The sequence below is a fragment of the Roseobacter sp. CCS2 genome (genome assembly GCF_000169435.1).
In the GTDB taxonomy this organism is placed as follows: domain Bacteria; phylum Pseudomonadota; class Alphaproteobacteria; order Rhodobacterales; family Rhodobacteraceae; genus Yoonia.
Map to the genome: position 1 here is coordinate 147,235 of NZ_AAYB01000004.1, position 17,041 is coordinate 164,275.

General features: G+C 57.5%; 18 protein-coding genes. 8 read left to right on the top strand and 10 right to left on the bottom strand.

What is annotated here, in order from left to right:
* The first annotated feature begins 39 nt into the window (after positions 1–39).
* The 3 genes from ccmI to RCCS2_RS14010 are packed head-to-tail and all read left to right on the top strand — an operon-like array spanning position 40 to position 1,951.
* Positions 40–1,239 carry a c-type cytochrome biogenesis protein CcmI gene (ccmI, locus tag RCCS2_RS14000; protein WP_008235344.1) on the top strand — a complete coding sequence of 400 codons (1,200 nt, stop codon included), beginning with the start codon at positions 40–42 and terminating at the stop codon, positions 1,237–1,239.
* Positions 1,236–1,712: a Holliday junction resolvase RuvX gene (gene ruvX / locus RCCS2_RS14005; RefSeq protein WP_008235345.1), complete on the top strand. Its 477-nt coding sequence runs from the start codon at positions 1,236–1,238 to the stop codon at positions 1,710–1,712. The genes ccmI and ruvX overlap by 4 nt, the downstream gene beginning before the upstream one ends.
* Positions 1,709–1,951 carry a DUF1289 domain-containing protein gene (locus RCCS2_RS14010; protein WP_008235346.1) on the top strand — a complete coding sequence of 81 codons (243 nt, stop codon included), beginning with the start codon at positions 1,709–1,711 and terminating at the stop codon, positions 1,949–1,951. Before ruvX ends, RCCS2_RS14010 begins: the two co-directional genes overlap by 4 nt.
* A gap of 126 nt (positions 1,952–2,077) precedes the next feature.
* On the opposite strand, the gene RCCS2_RS14015 is transcribed toward RCCS2_RS14010, so the two are convergent.
* On the bottom strand, positions 2,078–2,563 hold the full coding sequence (locus RCCS2_RS14015; RefSeq protein ID WP_008235347.1) for an ester cyclase: 486 nt from the start codon (positions 2,561–2,563) through the stop codon (positions 2,078–2,080).
* A 53-nt stretch (positions 2,564–2,616) separates the two neighbouring features.
* Between RCCS2_RS14015 and RCCS2_RS14020 the strand changes: the two genes are divergently transcribed.
* A complete protein-coding gene (locus tag RCCS2_RS14020) occupies positions 2,617–2,979 on the top strand; it encodes a winged helix-turn-helix transcriptional regulator (RefSeq protein ID WP_232204279.1) in 363 nt (120 codons plus the stop codon).
* Positions 2,980–3,081: 102 nt separating this feature from the next.
* Here RCCS2_RS14020 and RCCS2_RS14025 read toward each other — a convergent pair whose 3' ends face one another.
* From RCCS2_RS14025 to RCCS2_RS14035, 3 genes are all read right to left on the bottom strand, one after another.
* Positions 3,082–4,152, bottom strand: coding sequence for an ABC transporter ATP-binding protein (locus RCCS2_RS14025; RefSeq protein WP_008235351.1), 1,071 nt, complete (start codon positions 4,150–4,152; stop codon positions 3,082–3,084).
* A gap of 72 nt (positions 4,153–4,224) precedes the next feature.
* Positions 4,225–5,346 (bottom strand): hypothetical protein, encoded by a 1,122-nt coding sequence (locus RCCS2_RS14030; protein WP_008235353.1) that lies wholly within the window; start codon positions 5,344–5,346, stop codon positions 4,225–4,227.
* Positions 5,346–6,125 carry an SDR family oxidoreductase gene (locus RCCS2_RS14035; RefSeq protein WP_008235357.1) on the bottom strand — a complete coding sequence of 260 codons (780 nt, stop codon included), beginning with the start codon at positions 6,123–6,125 and terminating at the stop codon, positions 5,346–5,348. The genes RCCS2_RS14030 and RCCS2_RS14035 overlap by 1 nt, the downstream gene beginning before the upstream one ends.
* A 122-nt stretch (positions 6,126–6,247) precedes the next feature.
* Between RCCS2_RS14035 and RCCS2_RS14040 the strand changes: the two genes are divergently transcribed.
* On the top strand, positions 6,248–7,210 hold the full coding sequence (locus tag RCCS2_RS14040) for a Hint domain-containing protein (protein ID WP_008235358.1): 963 nt from the start codon (positions 6,248–6,250) through the stop codon (positions 7,208–7,210).
* Here the strand turns inward: RCCS2_RS14040 and RCCS2_RS14045 are convergent.
* A complete protein-coding gene (locus RCCS2_RS14045; protein ID WP_008235359.1) occupies positions 7,207–7,815 on the bottom strand; it encodes a hypothetical protein in 609 nt (202 codons plus the stop codon). The two genes, RCCS2_RS14040 and RCCS2_RS14045, sit on opposite strands and share 4 nt — an antisense overlap.
* Positions 7,816–7,915: 100 nt before the next feature.
* Here RCCS2_RS14045 and RCCS2_RS14050 point away from each other — a divergent pair, with 100 nt between their 5' ends.
* The 3 genes from RCCS2_RS14050 (at position 7,916) to RCCS2_RS14060 (ending at position 11,858) form a co-directional block, all read left to right on the top strand.
* A complete protein-coding gene (locus tag RCCS2_RS14050) occupies positions 7,916–9,511 on the top strand; it encodes a peptide chain release factor 3 (protein WP_008235360.1) in 1,596 nt (531 codons plus the stop codon).
* Positions 9,512–9,521: 10 nt separating this feature from the next.
* Entirely contained in the window at positions 9,522–10,256 is a 735-nt protein-coding gene (locus tag RCCS2_RS14055) for a hypothetical protein (RefSeq protein ID WP_008235361.1), read from the top strand.
* A gap of 147 nt (positions 10,257–10,403) precedes the next feature.
* Positions 10,404–11,858 carry a DEAD/DEAH box helicase gene (locus tag RCCS2_RS14060; RefSeq protein ID WP_008235362.1) on the top strand — a complete coding sequence of 485 codons (1,455 nt, stop codon included), beginning with the start codon at positions 10,404–10,406 and terminating at the stop codon, positions 11,856–11,858.
* Between the two features lie 105 nt (positions 11,859–11,963).
* Here the strand turns inward: RCCS2_RS14060 and RCCS2_RS14065 are convergent, their stop codons facing one another.
* The 5 genes from RCCS2_RS14065 to nuoN form a co-directional block, all read right to left on the bottom strand.
* Positions 11,964–12,263 (bottom strand): hypothetical protein, encoded by a 300-nt coding sequence (locus RCCS2_RS14065; RefSeq protein WP_156788560.1) that lies wholly within the window; start codon positions 12,261–12,263, stop codon positions 11,964–11,966.
* 127 nt (positions 12,264–12,390) lie between these two features.
* Entirely contained in the window at positions 12,391–14,055 is a 1,665-nt protein-coding gene (locus tag RCCS2_RS14070) for a ribonuclease J (RefSeq protein ID WP_008235364.1), read from the bottom strand.
* Positions 14,052–14,825, bottom strand: coding sequence for a type III pantothenate kinase (locus tag RCCS2_RS14075; RefSeq protein WP_008235365.1), 774 nt, complete (start codon positions 14,823–14,825; stop codon positions 14,052–14,054). Before RCCS2_RS14075 ends, RCCS2_RS14070 begins: the two co-directional genes overlap by 4 nt.
* A gap of 18 nt (positions 14,826–14,843) precedes the next feature.
* The gene (locus RCCS2_RS14080; protein ID WP_037294231.1) at positions 14,844–15,605 is read right to left on the bottom strand and encodes a biotin--[acetyl-CoA-carboxylase] ligase; all 762 of its coding nucleotides are present in this window, start codon (positions 15,603–15,605) and stop codon (positions 14,844–14,846) included.
* Positions 15,595–17,031, bottom strand: a complete 1,437-nt coding sequence (nuoN, locus tag RCCS2_RS14085) for an NADH-quinone oxidoreductase subunit NuoN (RefSeq protein ID WP_008235367.1) — start codon at positions 17,029–17,031, stop codon at positions 15,595–15,597. The genes RCCS2_RS14080 and nuoN overlap by 11 nt, the downstream gene beginning before the upstream one ends.
* Between the last annotated feature and the right edge of the window lie 10 nt (positions 17,032–17,041).

A 17,041-nucleotide genomic window follows, 5' to 3' on the forward strand; every position in this document is an offset into this window, starting at 1 on the left:
GGGGGGTTATGTGATCGCCCAATAGAGGACGCGAAACTGATGATTTTCTGGCTTGTTTGTGCGGTAATGACGCTCGCGGTGACAGCGTTGATAGTGACACCTTTATTACGGCCAAAAGATATTGGCGATGACAACCCCGATATTGCCATTTACCGCGCGCAACTGGCCGAAATTGACCGTGATCTGGAACGTGATCTGCTGGCCCCTGACGAAGCAGAACGCGCGCGCACCGAAGTGGCCCGCCGTTTGCTGGCCGCTGACAAGGCGGCAACGGCACCCGCCGGGGTTTCGCCCCCAACCCGCTGGCTGTCTGCCGCAATTGCCGTGATCATGCTGGGGCTGGGGTTTGGCACCTACTGGATGCTTGGCGCCCCCGGCTATCCTGACCTGCCCTTGCAGGCGCGTCTGGCCGCCAGCGAAGACATGCGCGCGAACCGCCCGTCACAAGCCGCGCTTGAGGCCGCAGCCCCCGCCCCGCCCCCTGTCGAAGTGCCCGCTGAGTATCGCGAAGCGATTGAACAGTTGCGCATCATCGCCCCAACACGCCCCGATGATCTTGAGGCTTGGTCCCGCCTTGCCTTTCATGAGGTTGAATTGCGCAACTATGCCGGTGCCGCCGGCGCGCAGCGCCAAGTCAATGTGATCAAAGGCGACGCGACCGACATTGCCGATTTGCAGCGCCTGCTTGACCTCAAAGTCGTGGCCGCCGGTGGCCTGGTCTCACCCGAGGCCGAAGAGGTGATCCGCCAGATCTTTGACCGGGACGAACAGAATACGGCGGCGCGTTACTATCTGGGGGCGCTTTATAATCAAACCGATCGTCCTGATCTGGCACTGCGCCTGTGGCGCGATATCATTGAAACCGGCGACCCCAATAACTTTCACATCGCCAGTGCCCGTTCGCAAGTCAGCGATGCGGCCTTCCGTGCCGGCGTTGAATATGCGGTGCCAGAGGCACGCGGTCCGTCCTTTGAACAAATGGATGCCGCATCTGATCTGTCGATTGAAGACCGCCAAGCCATGATCGGCGGTATGGTTTCCGGTCTTGCCAGTCGCCTAGCCAACGAAGGCGGCCCCGCACAGGACTGGGCGCGCCTGATCCGGGCCTACGGTGTGCTGGATGATCAAGAGGCTGCGCGCACCGTCTGGACCGAGGCACAACAGGTGTTTGTCAGCAGCATGCGCGGCATGGAAATTCTGACCAACGCGGCCCGTGATGCAGGCGTGCTTGAGGAATGATCTGCGACACACCCGAAACTTTTGTCGCTGCAATCCCAGACCGGGGCGCACTTGCGGGCCTGGACCTTGGGACCGTCACGATTGGGGTCGCTGTGTCTGATGTGTTGCGGTCAGTCGCCACCCCATTGGAAACGATCAAACGCAAGAAATTTGGCGTTGACGCGGCCAAGCTGCTGGAGCTGACAACCCACCGTTTGGTGACTGGCCTTGTGCTGGGGCTGCCCCGCAACATGGACGGGTCCGAAGGCCCGCGCTGCCAAGCCACGCGCGCCTTTGCGCGTAATTTGGAAAAGCTGACACCCCTGCCGATCACCTTCTGGGATGAACGCCTATCAACCGTCGCCGCCGAACGCGCGCTGCTCGAGGCGGATACGTCACGCAAACGTCGCGCAGAGGTCATTGACCACGTCGCAGCCGGTTATATCTTGCAAGGCATGCTGGACCGCATGGCACATTTAAAGGCAACGTCGTGAACATTCCTGAAAACACCGACGGTATCTGGAAACGGGCCGAAATCGACAGCCCTTGCGTCAAAGTCTGCGTGATCGAACCCAATAGCCGTTTGTGCACCGGGTGCTTGCGGTCGATAGATGAGATCGGCGCGTGGTCGGGCATGACGATAGAGGCGCGCAAAGCGGTAATGGCAGAACTGCCAGCGCGGGCAGGTCAGATTGCCAAAAGACGCGGCGGGCGTGCGGGACGGATGAAGTAGCGGTTAAACGCTCAGAGCCGTTGTGCGGACAAAACCGACATTCACGATCACGATAGTAATGTCTGCAATTCAAATACGACCAGCCATCATGACTGGTCGTATTGGGTTCTACTTTCGATTGGGCGCTTAAGGCGTAATCTGCTGAAAGAGCGACATCAGTTCTTCGACGTGCCACTGCTCGACAAATTGACCATCCGCAACGCGAAAAATGTCTACCCCGTTAATAGAGACTCCATTTCCGCTAGCGGGTGCGCCGAAGAAGGGGCCGGAGTTCGTGCCCTCAAAAGTCCAATACACCATGGCCATATCATCACCGATTGGGTGGAGCATATCGAGACGGTGACTGGCATCAGGGAAGCCAATTTTCAGTTCCGTGAACAAGTTTAGTGCAACTCCGCGATCTGGAACGCCATCAGGTGCGACGACGGGGCGGTTGTTATCCACGAAGCTGTCGGCAAAGAACTTCGACAGATCTTCGGCGGGTTTCGTTGTGGTATCCGCAGCTTCGTAGAATGCAGCGATGAGATCGGCAGCGTCATTCGCGATAGCAGGTGTTCCCGATGTAAGCGAGAGTGCCGCAGCCGTAGCAGCAGCTTTAGATTTAAGAGACATATCAGAACCTTTTGTTTTTCCGGTGCTGCCGAGGTATGGATTTACAGAACTGCATGCTACCTGCGGAAAAGGAAGTAACTTACATGAATGTGCGTGAAGGTGTTCCGGATACACCAAAGAAGTGCTCCGTTGAGGCGACGGTCGCTGTGATCGGAGGCAAATGGAAACCCATATTGATGTTTCATCTCGTATCCGGCGAAAAGCGTTTCTCCGAGTTGAAGCGGTTGCTGCCACAAACCTCTGATCGGATGCTGACACGGTCTTTGCGAGAACTTGAAGACGATGAACTCGTCAAACGAGAGGTCGTTGCAGAAGTCCCTGTGCGCGTGACCTATTCGCTCACTAAAGATGGCAGGTCTTTGATACCCGTTCTCAACGCAATGAGCGATTGGGGTGCGACACGAGAGTTTCTTTGATCTCAAAAGCAATTCGTCAAACTAGATTATCAGAGCGGCCGTTGGTTCAGGCCGCAGCATCATGCACTTCGGGCTCAAAGCGCACCTTAGCGCTTCACGTCATTATCTATCCGCAAACACAAAACATCGGTCCCGTCGGATCATCAGCCACAATGGCATGCCGGGCTTGGGCAGGAACACCGATGGCACCACGGCTTTCAAAATTGACCCGTCGAAATCCATGCGGAATTCCACCAGGCTTGACGCCCCCATAAACCTTGCCCGTTCGACCACACCCCTTGCGGCTGTGCCTTCGGCGGGTGTTGGGCTGGGGCCGCGACCGGCGCGGTCAAATTCGATTTTGATGTGCTGTGGGCGGATCACGATATTGACATCTGTTCCATCGGGGACGCCAGGGGCAAGGAACTGACCAAAGGGCGTATCGGTCAATGCCCCCTCAACCTTGCCTTTGATCACATTGATATCACTAAAGAAAGCGGCGGCATCAATATCTGTGGGCGCGTTGTAGATGTTGTAAGGCGCACCGCGTTGTACGATCTTGCCGTTGCGCATCAGCGCGATCTCATCGGCCATGCGCATCGCCTCGCCCGGTTCATGCGTGACCAGCAAAACAGCGGTGCCTTCGCTTTTCAGCACCTCAAGTGTTTCATCGCGGATATCATCGCGCAGGCGATCATCAAGGCCCGAAAATGGTTCATCCATCAACATGATCTGCGGGCGCGGGGCCAGCGCGCGGGCCAATGCAACACGTTGCTGTTCGCCACCCGACAATTGATGGGGGTAATCATCAATGTGGGATGACATACCGACCTTGCCCAGCAATTGATGCACCCGGTCCGTCACCTTGCGGCCTGCCAACCCAAAAGCCACATTCTGGCCCACGGTCAGATGCGGAAACAGCGCAAAATCCTGAAACATCAGCCCGATATTGCGTTGCTCAGGCGGCAGCGACATGCCGTTGTCGCAGACCAGCCTGCCATCAACGTGGATCGACCCGGTATCTTGGCTTTCAACCCCGGCGATGATGCGCAAAGTTGTTGATTTTCCACAGCCTGACGGCCCCAAAAGGCACGTCACCTGCCCCGGCATGACCGTGAGATTAACGTCATCAACCACCCGGCGGCCGCCAAAATCTTTGACGATATTCCTGATCTCAAGGCGGGGGGTGTTCATGGGGGCGGGCGTATCCCTGACGAAAACATTAAGGTATAGCGCACCTAACAACAGTTGGACGGCGGGGCAAGGTCAGGTCAGCACGAAAGGCAGGCGCGCCATGACCCGCCCGTTCACTTGGGCATGAAGCTGGTGCGGCCCGGGATAAAGCCGAAAGGTCGTCGCATTATCCTTGAAGACATGGCGCTTGGTCAGGACAAGTGGCACCCCGGCCTTGGCATCGACCACTTTCAATTTAAAGACTTTTGGGGCCTGCGCGCCATTGGCCTTCATGAAATCAATCACGTAATCAATAATCAATGGCGCGTCAGTTTCCGGCGTGATTGTCATACGAATTTCGGCCGTATCGCCGCGCGTAACTGTGTCCGGCGTGATCGCGAAATTCGTCAAGCTGAGTTTGACATTATGGTCATACCCCAAATGCGCCATCGCCCCCGCATGTCCGGCTTTGATCAGGCCGCGCAGCGCGTGTTTGCGCATCCATGTCAGTTCCTTGCCATCCTGCACCCCTGCCTTTTGCCAAGCAGACAGGCGATCAATCACCAGATCTGGGTCTTTTTTCGTAATATCGTTCAAATGGTTGGCGACTGATCGGGTGACAAATCTTGTCCGGTCCCCATGCAATGCATCCAGCAAAGGAAGGGTCTGCGCAGGTGTAAGTCCGACGGCCTGTCCCCAAGGCAGTTTCGGCCGCGTCCCTTCACTGACCAGCCTGCGCACATGATAGCTGTCATGGCAGGCCCAATCGTCCCGCATCCGCGCCAAAGTTTCATCCGGCCAACGGTTCAGGAACGCCCGAACCGAAAACTCCATCGAAAAGCGCTGTGTGATCGCGGTAAGCATGTCCAGCGAACGTGACAAATGCGCGTCCAGCCCGTGCTTTTCCACGTAAACGCCCAAGGGCGCATAGATGAAATGGCCAAAATCATCATCGCTGAGGCTTGGGTCCAGTGGTGGCGGCAATGCCCGCAGGATTGCGTCGCTGGCGCTTGGAAAATCGTCTGGCAGATAATCTGCCAAAACCTGCGCGATCAGATTGATCCGCTCTTTCAAAGCCAAAGGGCCCATTTGCGAAACGACGTCTTGCACGAAAGGGGCGGACGCGAACACGCCCGCCTTTTCGAAATGTTGCCCCAACTGCCCCACTGTTGTTGGATTGAATAGCTGATCGTTGAGGCTGAAACCCTGTGCCATCAGATGGTTGCGTTGATCGCGCCGCCGTCCAGCACGATGTTCTGGCCCACGATAAAGCCTGCATGCTGTGAACACAGGAAAGCACACATCGCGCCGAATTCTTCCTTGGTGCCATAGCGGCGGGCGGGAATTGTCGCCTCGCGGTTTGCTTTGGCCTGCGCCATGTCGATGCCTTGTGCCTTGGACACGCCCGTATCAAGGCTGATCGCGCGGTCAGTGGCATGGATGCCCGGCAGCATGTTGTTCACGTTCACGCCAAACTGCGCCACCTGACGGGCGGTGCCTGCAGCATAGCCGGTCAGTCCCGCGCGCGCGGAATTCGACAGGCCCAGTTGCGGGATTGGCGCTTTTACTGACCCGGATGTGATGTTCACCACCCGGCCCCAACCTTTGTCAATCATGCCTGGCATCAGTGCTTTCATCAGCGCGATGGGCGCCAGCATATTGGCGTCCAGTGCGGCGATGAAATCATCCCGGTCCCAGTCAGACCACAGGCCCGGCGGCGGGCCACCGGCGTTATTTACCAAAATATCGACGCCTTTGGCGGCGTCCAGCAAGGTCGCTTGCCCGTCTGAGCTTGAAACATCTGCGGCCACCGCAACCACATCAACGCCATAGGTATCGCGGATATGTGTCGCTGTCTCTTCCAGCGCCTCGGCTCCGCGGGCGTTCAGCACCAGATCAACGCCCGCCGCGGCCAACGCCTCGGCGCAGCCACGTCCCAGACCCTTTGACGATGCACACACAAGTGCGCGTTTTCCCTTAATCCCAAGATCCATATCGGCCGTCCTTTCTGTATTGCTTGATCTGGACCTAGCATCCGACATTGCCTTGAGCAAACCCATCAGGACAGAATTCTGTGGCTTGGCCTGACGGGCGCAGCAGTGTAACCCCTTTTGCCATGCCCCAACGCCCCATCACTATTGATGTCCTGCATGCCACACAGATTACCGTCAGCGGTGGTGTGATGCGCGGTGAACCCCTGTCATTCGCCGATGAGCTGGTGATGGACGATATCTTTGAGATGGCGAGCGGGGCATCAACCACCGAACTTGATCTGCTTGCAGACGAAACAGGGCTGCGTCTGGCCAGCGGACCACAAAATACGGTGCATCTGGACAGTTGCCTGACCATGATGGCCCCCGATGGCAGCACCCATGAGGCGCTGATCTTGGTTGAAATCGACGATAACACTGCGGCGGACATCTTTTTGCTGCCATTGGGGGAACTTTTGCCCTTGGTTGATTATCGCCTTGTCGGGATTGAGCGCCACACCGCCACCCGCCGCTTTGCCGAAGCAGCCAGCGGGTCTTTTGCGTTGGGTACGCGCATTACCATGGGTGATGGTCGTATGCGCCCGATTGAGGCCCTGGCAGCGGGTGATATGGTGCTGACGCGCGACGCAGGCCGCCAACCGATCCGCCATATCGGCCAAGCGACGTTGCGCGCCACCGGACGCTTTGCGCCAGTCGTGATCACCAAAGGCACGCTTCATAATGATCGCGATCTGGTGGTGCGCCCCGACCACCGCTTGTTCATTTATCAGCGCGAGGATCATCTGGGGGCGGGCCGTCCCGAGGTGTTGATCAAAGCGCGCCATTTGGTCGACCACAGCACGGTCTTGCGCCGCCGTGGCGGTTTTGTGGATTATTATCAACTGATCTTTGATCAGCATCATATCATCTATGCTGAAGGCATTGGTGCCGAATCCCACCTGATCGGCCCGCACACACGCCATGCATTGCCTGCTGGTGTGGCTTCACCCGATCATGCCCACAGGCCGCACCTTGACTATGAGGTGAACACCAGCCTGATCCCGAATGAAACTGCCGCATCGCTGTTGCGCAAGGCGTCATCCCGCTAGGGTGTATCAGTTTCCTCCATTGTGATGACCAGCGTGCCGCTGCGCATGACACCGTTTTGATCAATCTCAGCCTCAAGATCTGCGCCTGACAACGCTGCGGTCGGATTACCCAGCAGAACAGCAGTAAGCGTACCATCAAATCCCAAGGTTTGATCGCCCTCGCTCAGTGTACCTGCATAGTTTAACGGCATATTTTGCCCTACCGTATTGCCTTGCAGGGAAATACGGCCGTCATAATCGACCACATCATCAGTTCTGTTTGTTCCAAAGGTGTTTTCAATGGCACCCGTCGCGTTACCGTTGTCAAAATCAACCCGCAGCGATGCATCGCCGAAAATAACCAGTGGCGCGGTCCCCGTCTCAACCCGGATCGTGCCAGAGCCGGAAAAATCCAGCGCCCCCGCAGTTGGGACGTTTGCATCATTTGTCGTTGGCATTCCCATCACGCCAGCCCCCGGATCCCCCAGAACCCGCAACTTTTGCGCTTCATACACATCCAATCGGGCAAGGCGCGGATCGACGCCGCTGCCACCACCACCACCGCCCCCGCCACCACAGGCGGCAAGGTTCAACAGGAAGAATAAGGTTATTGTCGCACGTTGCATGGCACCCCTCCATCGCGAGGTTTAACAACAACTCCCAAATCTTCGGTTAAGCCCGTCGCGAAGATTGCCCTTTGCGCCCCAACCGCATAAAGCGTGGCTCATGACAAATCGCCCCGACCTGCCCCCTGAAATCGCCCGTCGCCGGACCTTTGCGATCATCTCGCACCCGGACGCGGGCAAGACGACGCTGACTGAAAAGTTTTTGCTTTATGGTGGCGCGATCCAGATGGCAGGACAGGTGCGCGCCAAGGGCGAGGCGCGGCGCACGCGGTCGGACTTTATGCAGATGGAAAAGGACCGGGGGATTTCTGTTTCGGCCTCTGCCATGTCATTTGATTTTGAAAAATACCGCTTCAATCTGGTGGATACGCCCGGACACTCGGATTTTTCCGAAGATACGTACCGCACGCTGACGGCTGTTGATGCCGCTGTCATGGTGATTGACGGGGCTAAGGGCGTGGAAAGCCAGACGCAAAAGCTGTTTGAGGTTTGCCGCCTGCGCGACCTGCCGATCCTGACGTTTTGTAACAAGATGGATCGCGAAAGCCGCGATACGTTTGAGATTATTGATGAAATTCAGGAAAACCTTGCGATTGATGTGACCCCTGCGTCCTGGCCCATCGGCGTGGGGCGCGAGTTTATGGGATGTTATGACATCCTGCGTGATAAGCTGGAAATCATGGATCGTGCTGACCGTAACAAGGTCGCCGAAAGTATCCAGATCAGTGGTTTGGATGATCCCAAACTGGCAGAGCATGTACCTGCGCATCTGCTGGAAAAATTCCTTGAAGAGATTGAGATGGCAAAAGAACTGCTGCCAACGCTTGATCCCGAGGCACTGCTCAACGGGTCGATGACGCCAATCTGGTTTGGCTCTGCGATGAACTCGTTCGGAGTAAAGGAACTGATGGATGGCCTGGCCACCTACGGCCCTGAACCACAGGTGCAAACCGCACAGCCGCGCAATATTGCGCCCGAGGAAAAGAAAGTTGCGGGCTTTGTGTTTAAGGTGCAGGCCAACATGGATCCCAAACACCGCGACCGGGTGGCGTTCCTGCGTTTGGCGTCAGGTCACTTTGAACGTGGAATGAAGTTGACGCACGTGCGCAGCAAAAAGCAAATGGCGATCACAAACCCTGTGCTATTCCTTGCAGCGGACCGTGAGTTGGCGGAAGAGGCATGGGCGGGCGATATCATCGGCATCCCCAACCACGGCCAATTGCGCATCGGCGATACACTGACCGAGGGTGAGGCGCTGCGTGTGTCCGGCATCCCGTCATTTGCACCCGAACTGCTGCAAACCTGCCGCGCGGGTGATCCGATGAAAGCCAAGCACCTTGAAAAGGCACTGATGCAGTTTGCCGAAGAAGGGGCCGCAAAAGTGTTCAAACCCACCTTCGGGTCCGGTTTCATCGTGGGCGTCGTGGGGGCCTTGCAATTCGAGGTGCTCGCCAGCCGGATTGAGATGGAGTACGGGCTGCCGGTCCGGTTTGAAGTGTCCCAGTTCACCTCGGCCCGTTGGGTGACCGGTGACAAAGACGCCGTGGATAAATTCGCCGATGCCAACAAACAACACATCGCGACCGACAATGACGGGGACACTGTGTTCCTGACGCGGCTGCAATGGGACATCGACCGGGTCGGACGGGATTACCCGGATGTGACGCTGACAGCGACGAAAGAGATGATGGTTTAGGGAGAGACGTTTGAGCGAAAAGCCTGAAACCTTCCCCGGTGGCATCGCATCCTTGCTGCCGCAGTATCAAAAGCGCCGCGCCTTGCTGACGGGCGCGGATTTACCGTCGCAGGATGTGGATTTCAAAGCGCTGGCCGCGATGCCCCTGCCCCCGCAGGTGATGCCGCGCCCCGATGGCCTGAGCCGCACGGACAAGAAGCGTCATATGCTTTTGGGTGAACTGGCAGGTCATAGTGAACTGGCCTTGTTACACGGCCTTCTGATTTCACATCTGCGCAAGCACAGCTACCCTGATCGCGCACCGGCCCTGTTCCTGCGGCTGTGGGCCGAAGAAGAGGCATGGTTGCTGGAAAACCTACCGACACGCTGGTTAATCTCGGCCGTCATTACATTTGCTGAACATGGAACAACAGAGGCTGACCGCAACCTCGCCGCCCGCATGAACATGCTGTTTTCGCTGATGAAAATCTATGAGGCCGAGCGCTGTTTTTCGGGTAATGCCGCGCAAGAGCCGTTTCGCACTCAAAACCGCAATAAATCGCCCTTGCCGATGGGGATGAGGGATTTCTCAGTCCTGCAAGGTGATCTAGAAGCACATCTGCTGGCCCCCCTTTGGCGGGACGCCGAAAGAGCACCCAATATTGGCAACCTCACCCGCCACCTGCTTAACACGCTGAACACAGACGACGGCACCGTCTTTCGCCGCTTTGCCATCATGCGCGCGCGGGCTGCGAAAAACCAATGAACGTGGGGGCATAACGGGGCTCATCTTGACGCACAGCGCCTTATCCGGTATCGGCACCTACGGCTTGAAAAGGCCCACGACGCGGGACGCTTGGCACAATGCGTCCTTTCACTTAAATGCGGACCGATCCGCATGTATAGGACGTATATGACTAAGTTTTCTGATTTGAACCTTGCCCCCAAGGTTCTCAAGGCCGTTACTGAAACCGGCTATGACACCCCGACACCCATTCAGGCGGGCGCAATCGCCCCTGCCCTTGAAGGCCGTGATGTTCTGGGGATTGCCCAGACCGGCACCGGCAAAACCGCCGCCTTTACGCTACCGATGATCACCCTTTTGGGCCGTGGTCGTGCGCGGGCGCGGATGCCGCGTTCACTGGTGCTGGCCCCGACACGCGAACTGGCCGCCCAGGTGGCCGAGAATTTCGATGCTTATGCGAAATACACCAAACTGTCGCGCGCCCTGCTGATTGGTGGCACCAGCTTTAAGGATCAGGACAAGATCATCGACAAAGGCGTCGATGTGCTGATCGCGACCCCCGGCCGTTTGCTGGACCATCTGGAGCGGGGTAAGCTGATCCTGACGGATGTGAAAATCATGGTGGTGGATGAGGCTGACCGGATGCTTGATATGGGGTTCATCCCGGATATCGAGGAAATCTTCAAACGCACGCCGTTCACCCGCCAGACACTGTTCTTCAGCGCCACGATGGCGCCCGAGATTGAGCGTATCACCAATACATTCCTGTCAAACCCTGCCAAGATCGAAGTGGCCCGTGCGGCCACCACAAACACCAACATCAAGCAAGGTGTTGTGATGTTCAAAGGCTCTGCCAAGCCCAAAGAACCCTCTGAAAAGCGCGAATTGCTGCGTAAACTGATCGATGCCGAAGGCGAGGCCTGCACAAACGCGATCATCTTCTGCAACCGCAAGTCGGACGTGGATATCGTGGCCAAGTCATTGAATAAATACGGCTATCAGGCGGCCCCGATCCATGGCGATCTGGATCAGTCACATCGGACCAAAACACTGGACAAATTCCGCGACAACGAATTGCGCATCCTTGTCGCCTCTGACGTGGCTGCGCGTGGTCTGGATATTCCCGCAGTGACCCATGTCTTTAACTTCGACGTGCCCAGCCATGCCGAAGACTATGTGCACCGTATCGGTCGCACGGGTCGCGCAGGCCGATCCGGCACCGCGATCATGATTTGCGTACCGCGCGATGAAAAGAACCTCGAAGATGTGGAACGCCTGGTGAAAGAGACGATCCCACGTTTGGACGCGCCGGGTGGCAAAGCAGCCCCCGCAACTGCTGAGCCTGAGAAGGCTGAAGAAAAACCCAAACGGACCCGCAGCCGTCGCAAAAAAGACGATGCACCAGAGGCGAAAGCGGACGCTCCGAAAGCCGAAGAAGCCCAGCCCGCCGAGGCAGCCAAGCCAGAGCCGAAAACAGACGAAAAGCCACGCCAAGAGCGGGGCCGCGGTGGACGTGGTCGCGGCAACAACGAGCGCCGGGACAATGGCCACAAGGTTGTTGGTATGGGCGACGAGCCGCCAGCGTTTATCGCGATGAGCTTTGCGGAGCGAGCGAAGGGGTAGCGCCACCCTTTTTGTTTTCAATACACGGGGATTGGCTGCCTGACAGCCGGTCCCGTTCTTCACTTTTTTGATTGCGCAGGACTTGATGGACTGCGGTGGCTATATTTAGGCCGGACAAGAAATCCGAATAACATTCTCTGACAGCTGTCGCACACCCGCCTGCGTGATCTTTACGCCTTTGCGTTCGTCAATGATGCGATACCCTTGGGGGCACAGCCGGCTCGCAAAGTTATCCCGTTGCGGAACATAGGATTTCGCCCCTACAGGATCGGCATAGTTGGTGACGCTGAATTCATAGACGTTATTGCCGCCCTGAGTGCCCACAAGATGGGTGGAGCCGTCGGTCATCATGCAGCCCGACAGCGTCAGTGCTGCAAAAACGAATGGTGCGGATTTACAGATCATCTTCATTCACCTCAGTCATATGCTTATCTGAGATGATGATAGGCAAAGCATATCGGCAAAACTGTGACGATAGGGTGTTTGTTTTTACCGGCTCAAACCGGGTGCATCGGCAAAGGCGTTCCTTGGCTCACCCCAACCGCGATACAATCACTGTCACCTCTGGCTTCTTCCCGATCTCACCCTGCGCGCTGCGTCGTGCGATCGACTTAAGCTCTTTTTCAAGCTTCACATCGTCGCGCAATGTCTTTGCATTGGCGCGATTCACAAATTGGCTCAGGTCTTCTTCGACCACTTCGACCAAGGCTGCATTGTTGCGCCCAGTCTCGGCCAGCCCGCTGGCTTCGACCCAAGGATCACCCAGCGGTTCATCGTTTTCATCGATGATCAGCGTCACGATCAGATGCCCGTTCAGCGCCATGCGAATACGGTCGCGCACCACGCCATCCAAGGCGCCAATCTGGACCGAACCGTCCAAATAAGTGCGCCCGGTTTCGATATATTCGGCCACCGTCGGCTGATTGCCCGACAGGTCAATCATCATGCCATTCACGGCAACGATCCCGGACAGTCCAGCGGATTTGCCCACCTTTACATGCTCGCGCAGATGCCGGTGTTCGCCGTGCATGGGGATCAGGGTTTGCGGTTTGGTGATCTGATGCAGACGCTCTAGATCTGGCCGGTTGGCGTGACCTGATACATGGTATTTGCCGCCTGCGTCGTCGATCACGTCCACGCCCAGTTCGGACAATTGGTTCATGATCCGGATCACGCCCCGTTCATTGCCGGGAATGGTTTTGGATGAAAACAGGAACGTATCCCCGTCCTTCAGCTTGATCCCCATATAGTTGCCCTGCGCCAGTTGGGCGCTGGCCGCGCGCCGTTCGCCTTGGCTGCCCGTGACCAGCAACATTACGTTTTCACGCGGCATTTGCAGCGCATCTTCGGGGGACACGACAGATGGAAATCCTTTGAGGATACCCACCTCAGTGGCCGCTTCGACCATGCGCCGCATGGCACGGCCCAGCAGCACGACCGACCGGTCGGCCTTTTGTGCGGCAATCGCCAGTGTTTTCAAACGCGCGATGTTAGAGGCGAATGTGGTCGCCACGACCATGCCTTGCGCCTCTTTCATCATGTCGGTGATCGCGTCGCCGATAGTCGCCTCGGATCGTCCCGGTTCGCGCGAGAACACATTCGTGCTGTCGCAGATCAGCGCCTTGACGCCATCCTTGGACACCTCTTCCCAAAGTGCTTCGTTCCAGGGGTCGCCCACGACGGGGGTTTCGTCGATTTTGAAGTCACCAGAGTGCAGCACGCGGCCCTCAGGTGTATCAATCAGCAGGCCCGCGCTTTCGGGGATTGAGTGGCTGATGGGCAGGTAAGACACCGTCAAAGGGCCACATTTGATCATCTCGGGATAAACACCGACGACTTTGACCACGCTTTCGGGATGTCCGTGTTCGTCCAACTTGCGCCGCGCGATGTTGGCCGTAAAAGGCCGGGCATAGACCGGTGCACCCAGTTGTTCCCAATAGTGGCCGATGGCGCCAACATGGTCTTCGTGGGCATGGGTGATAAAAATACCTTCAATCTGTGCCTTGCGCGCGCGCAGCCAGGCGATATCGGGCAGGATCAGATCGACCCCCGGTGTGCCGTCCATATCGGGGAAGGTCACGCCCAGATCGACCACGATCAGCCGCTCTTTGCCCGGTTCACCATAGCCGTAGACATAGGCGTTCATGCCGATTTCACCGGCACCTCCAAGAGGCAGATAGATTAGGCGGTCGCTCATGCGGTGTCCTTGTTATATTGGTGGATGACGGTCAGGCCGTGCATCGTCAGATCATCTTCAAAAGCATCAAACAGCGGTTCAGACTGTTGGAACAACGGGGCCAGACCGCCGGTGGATATCACCTGCATTGGCACGCCACGTTCGGCCTTGATCCGCGCGCATATCTCACGCACGAGGCCGATGTAACCCCAAAAGACACCGGACTGCATGCAGGCGACCGTATTGGTGCCGATCACGGCTTGTGGTTTGGTGATATCAACGTGCGGCAGGGCCGCAGCGGCGCTATGCAAGGCCTCTAGCGACAGGTTCACGCCGGGGGCAATGACACCGCCCACATAGGCGCCGTCTTCGGCCACCACATCAAAGGTGGTGGCTGTGCCGAAATCGACAACGATCAGGTTACCGCCAAAACGGTCATAAGCCCCTGCGGTGTTTACCAACCGGTCCGGGCCCACTTGCGTGCCTGTATCAACACGCGGCTCTGCTGGCAGACGGCAATCGGATTTACCCACGACCATGGGGCGGCAGTTGTAATACCGATCCGCCAAAACGCGCAGGTTAAAGACGACGCGCGGCACGGTTGAGCTGACGATCACTTCGTCGATGGCTACGTCCATGTTTTCCAACCGTATCAGCGTGGACAGCCAGACATAATACTGATCAGCCGTGCGCTGCCATTCGGTGCTGGTGCGCCATGTGGCAATAAAGTCTTTGCCGTCCCAAATGGAAAACACGGTGTTGGTGTTGCCGCAGTCGATGGCAAGAAGCATAGGGTCGCCTCCTTCGTTCTAGAAAAACACATCCGCGGCCGGGATCGCCCGGGGGCCGGTGCCCGTGATCAGCACAAGGTTGCCGTCGTGGTCTATACTATCGAAGATGCCCGTGATTTCTTCGCGGGTTGTGCGCGCTGTAATGACCTCGCCCAATCGCGCGGCACTCGCCAGCCAATCATCGCGGATCCGGTCAAAGCCAAGGCGCAACAGCTTGGCCTCTTGCGTGGCATAGGCATCAGCAAGCGTAAACAGGAAATCCTGTGGATCAACCGTACCACCACCGCCATCAGCAAGGCTTGTTGGCGGGAACAGCGTGTCGGTCACACCTTCGGGCGTGTGTTGTAGGTTCACGCCAATCCCGATCGACAGCCAATCAACAAAGGGGCCCTGCCCGCTGCTTTCCAGCAGGATGCCCGCAACTTTGCCGCCTGACAGCAACACATCATTGGGCCACTTCAGCGCCAACTTATCGACATTCACATAAATCGCCAGCGCCTGATAAAGCGCGTTTGCCGCGAGGAATGACCGCTTTGCGGCCTCTGCCGCTGTCGCCTCGGGTCGGAAAATCAATGTGGCGTTCAGATTACCCTCTGGCACCACCCATTCACGCCCGCGCCGTCCGCGCGCATCTGTCTGGGTTTTCGCCATGATCCACGTGGGACGTTCAAGGTTCTTTGCCCTTCGCGCAGCCTCGGCCATGGTGCTGTCGACTGTGTCCAGCACGACGCGCGCATAGCCTTCCGGCCACGGCCCTTGGTCATGGAACTCAGTTGACAAGCGTTGCCGCCGCTGCCGCTGCCGCGGGCTCAATCCCGAACAGGTTCACGACACCCAGCAACATCACCGCGGCAGACCCCATCAGGAAGGTCCAAAGGACCGGGTTCATCTTGCCGTCCAACTGCTCGCCCTCTTCGCCAAAGTACATGAAGTAGACGATGCGAATGTAATAGAAGGCCCCGATGACCGATGCGATCACACCGGCAACCGCCAGCCATGCCAGCCCACCATCATAGGCGGCGCGCAGCACGTAGAACTTGCCGAAAAAGCCAACCATGGGCGGCACACCAGCCAGACTGAAAAGCAGCACCAGCATCGCCAGCGCACGCAGCGGTTGGCGCTTGGAATACATCTTGAGGCTGTCGATATCGGTCACAGGCCGCCCGTCACGTTCCATCGACAGGATGAAAGCGAAGGTACCGATATTCATCGTCACATAGATGGCCATATAGATCAGCATCGCCTGTACGCCGAAGGCCGTGCCAGCGGCCAGCCCCATCAGCGCAAACCCCATATGCGCGATGGAGGAATAGGCCATCAGACGCTTGATGTTGCGCTGCCCGATGGCGGCAATCGCACCGAGAAACATGGAGACGACGGACAGGAACGCCACAATCTGCTGCCAATCCCCGACGATCCCCCCGAATGCGTCATGCACAACGCGGGCGAACAGCGCCATGGCCGCGACTTTGGGCGCCGTTGCGAAGAAGGCTGTGACCGGCGTGGGCGAGCCTTCGTAGACGTCCGGCGTCCACATATGAAATGGCGCGGCAGAGACTTTGAACGCAAAGCCCGCGATCAGGAAGACGAGGCCAAAGAGCAGGCCCAGCGAAGGCTCATTTGCAGTGGCTTCAATAATGCCTGCGAAGAGGGTCGTGCCTGCAAAGCCGTAGGTCAGCGATGCACCGTAGAGCAGAAGGCCAGACGACAGCGCGCCAAGGACAAAGTATTTCAGGCCCGCTTCGGTTGATTTCACACTATCGCGGCGCAAGGATGCGACCACATAAAGCGCCAGCGACTGCAATTCGAGGCCCATATAAAGCGCCATCAGATCGCCCGCCGACACCATGACCATCATACCCACCACGGCCAAGGCCACAAGGATCGGGTATTCAAACCGCAACAACCCGCGTTGCTGCATATAGCTTTCCGACATCAGCAGGACCGCCGCCGCCGACAGCAGGATCACGATCTTGGCAAAGCGCGCGAACCCGTCATCCACGAACATACCGCCAAAGGCGATGTTCGTGCCCTGCCCGTTGATCCCGATCCAAACTGCCAGCAACACGAACAGACCCGATGTCGCCCATGTCAACAGCGGCGCCATGCCGTCTTTGGTTGTGTACACGGCCACCATCAACGCGCCCATGGCATAGACCGCCAGCACAAGCTCGGGCATCAGGATTTGGATATCAGCGCCAATCATAACGGGCTTT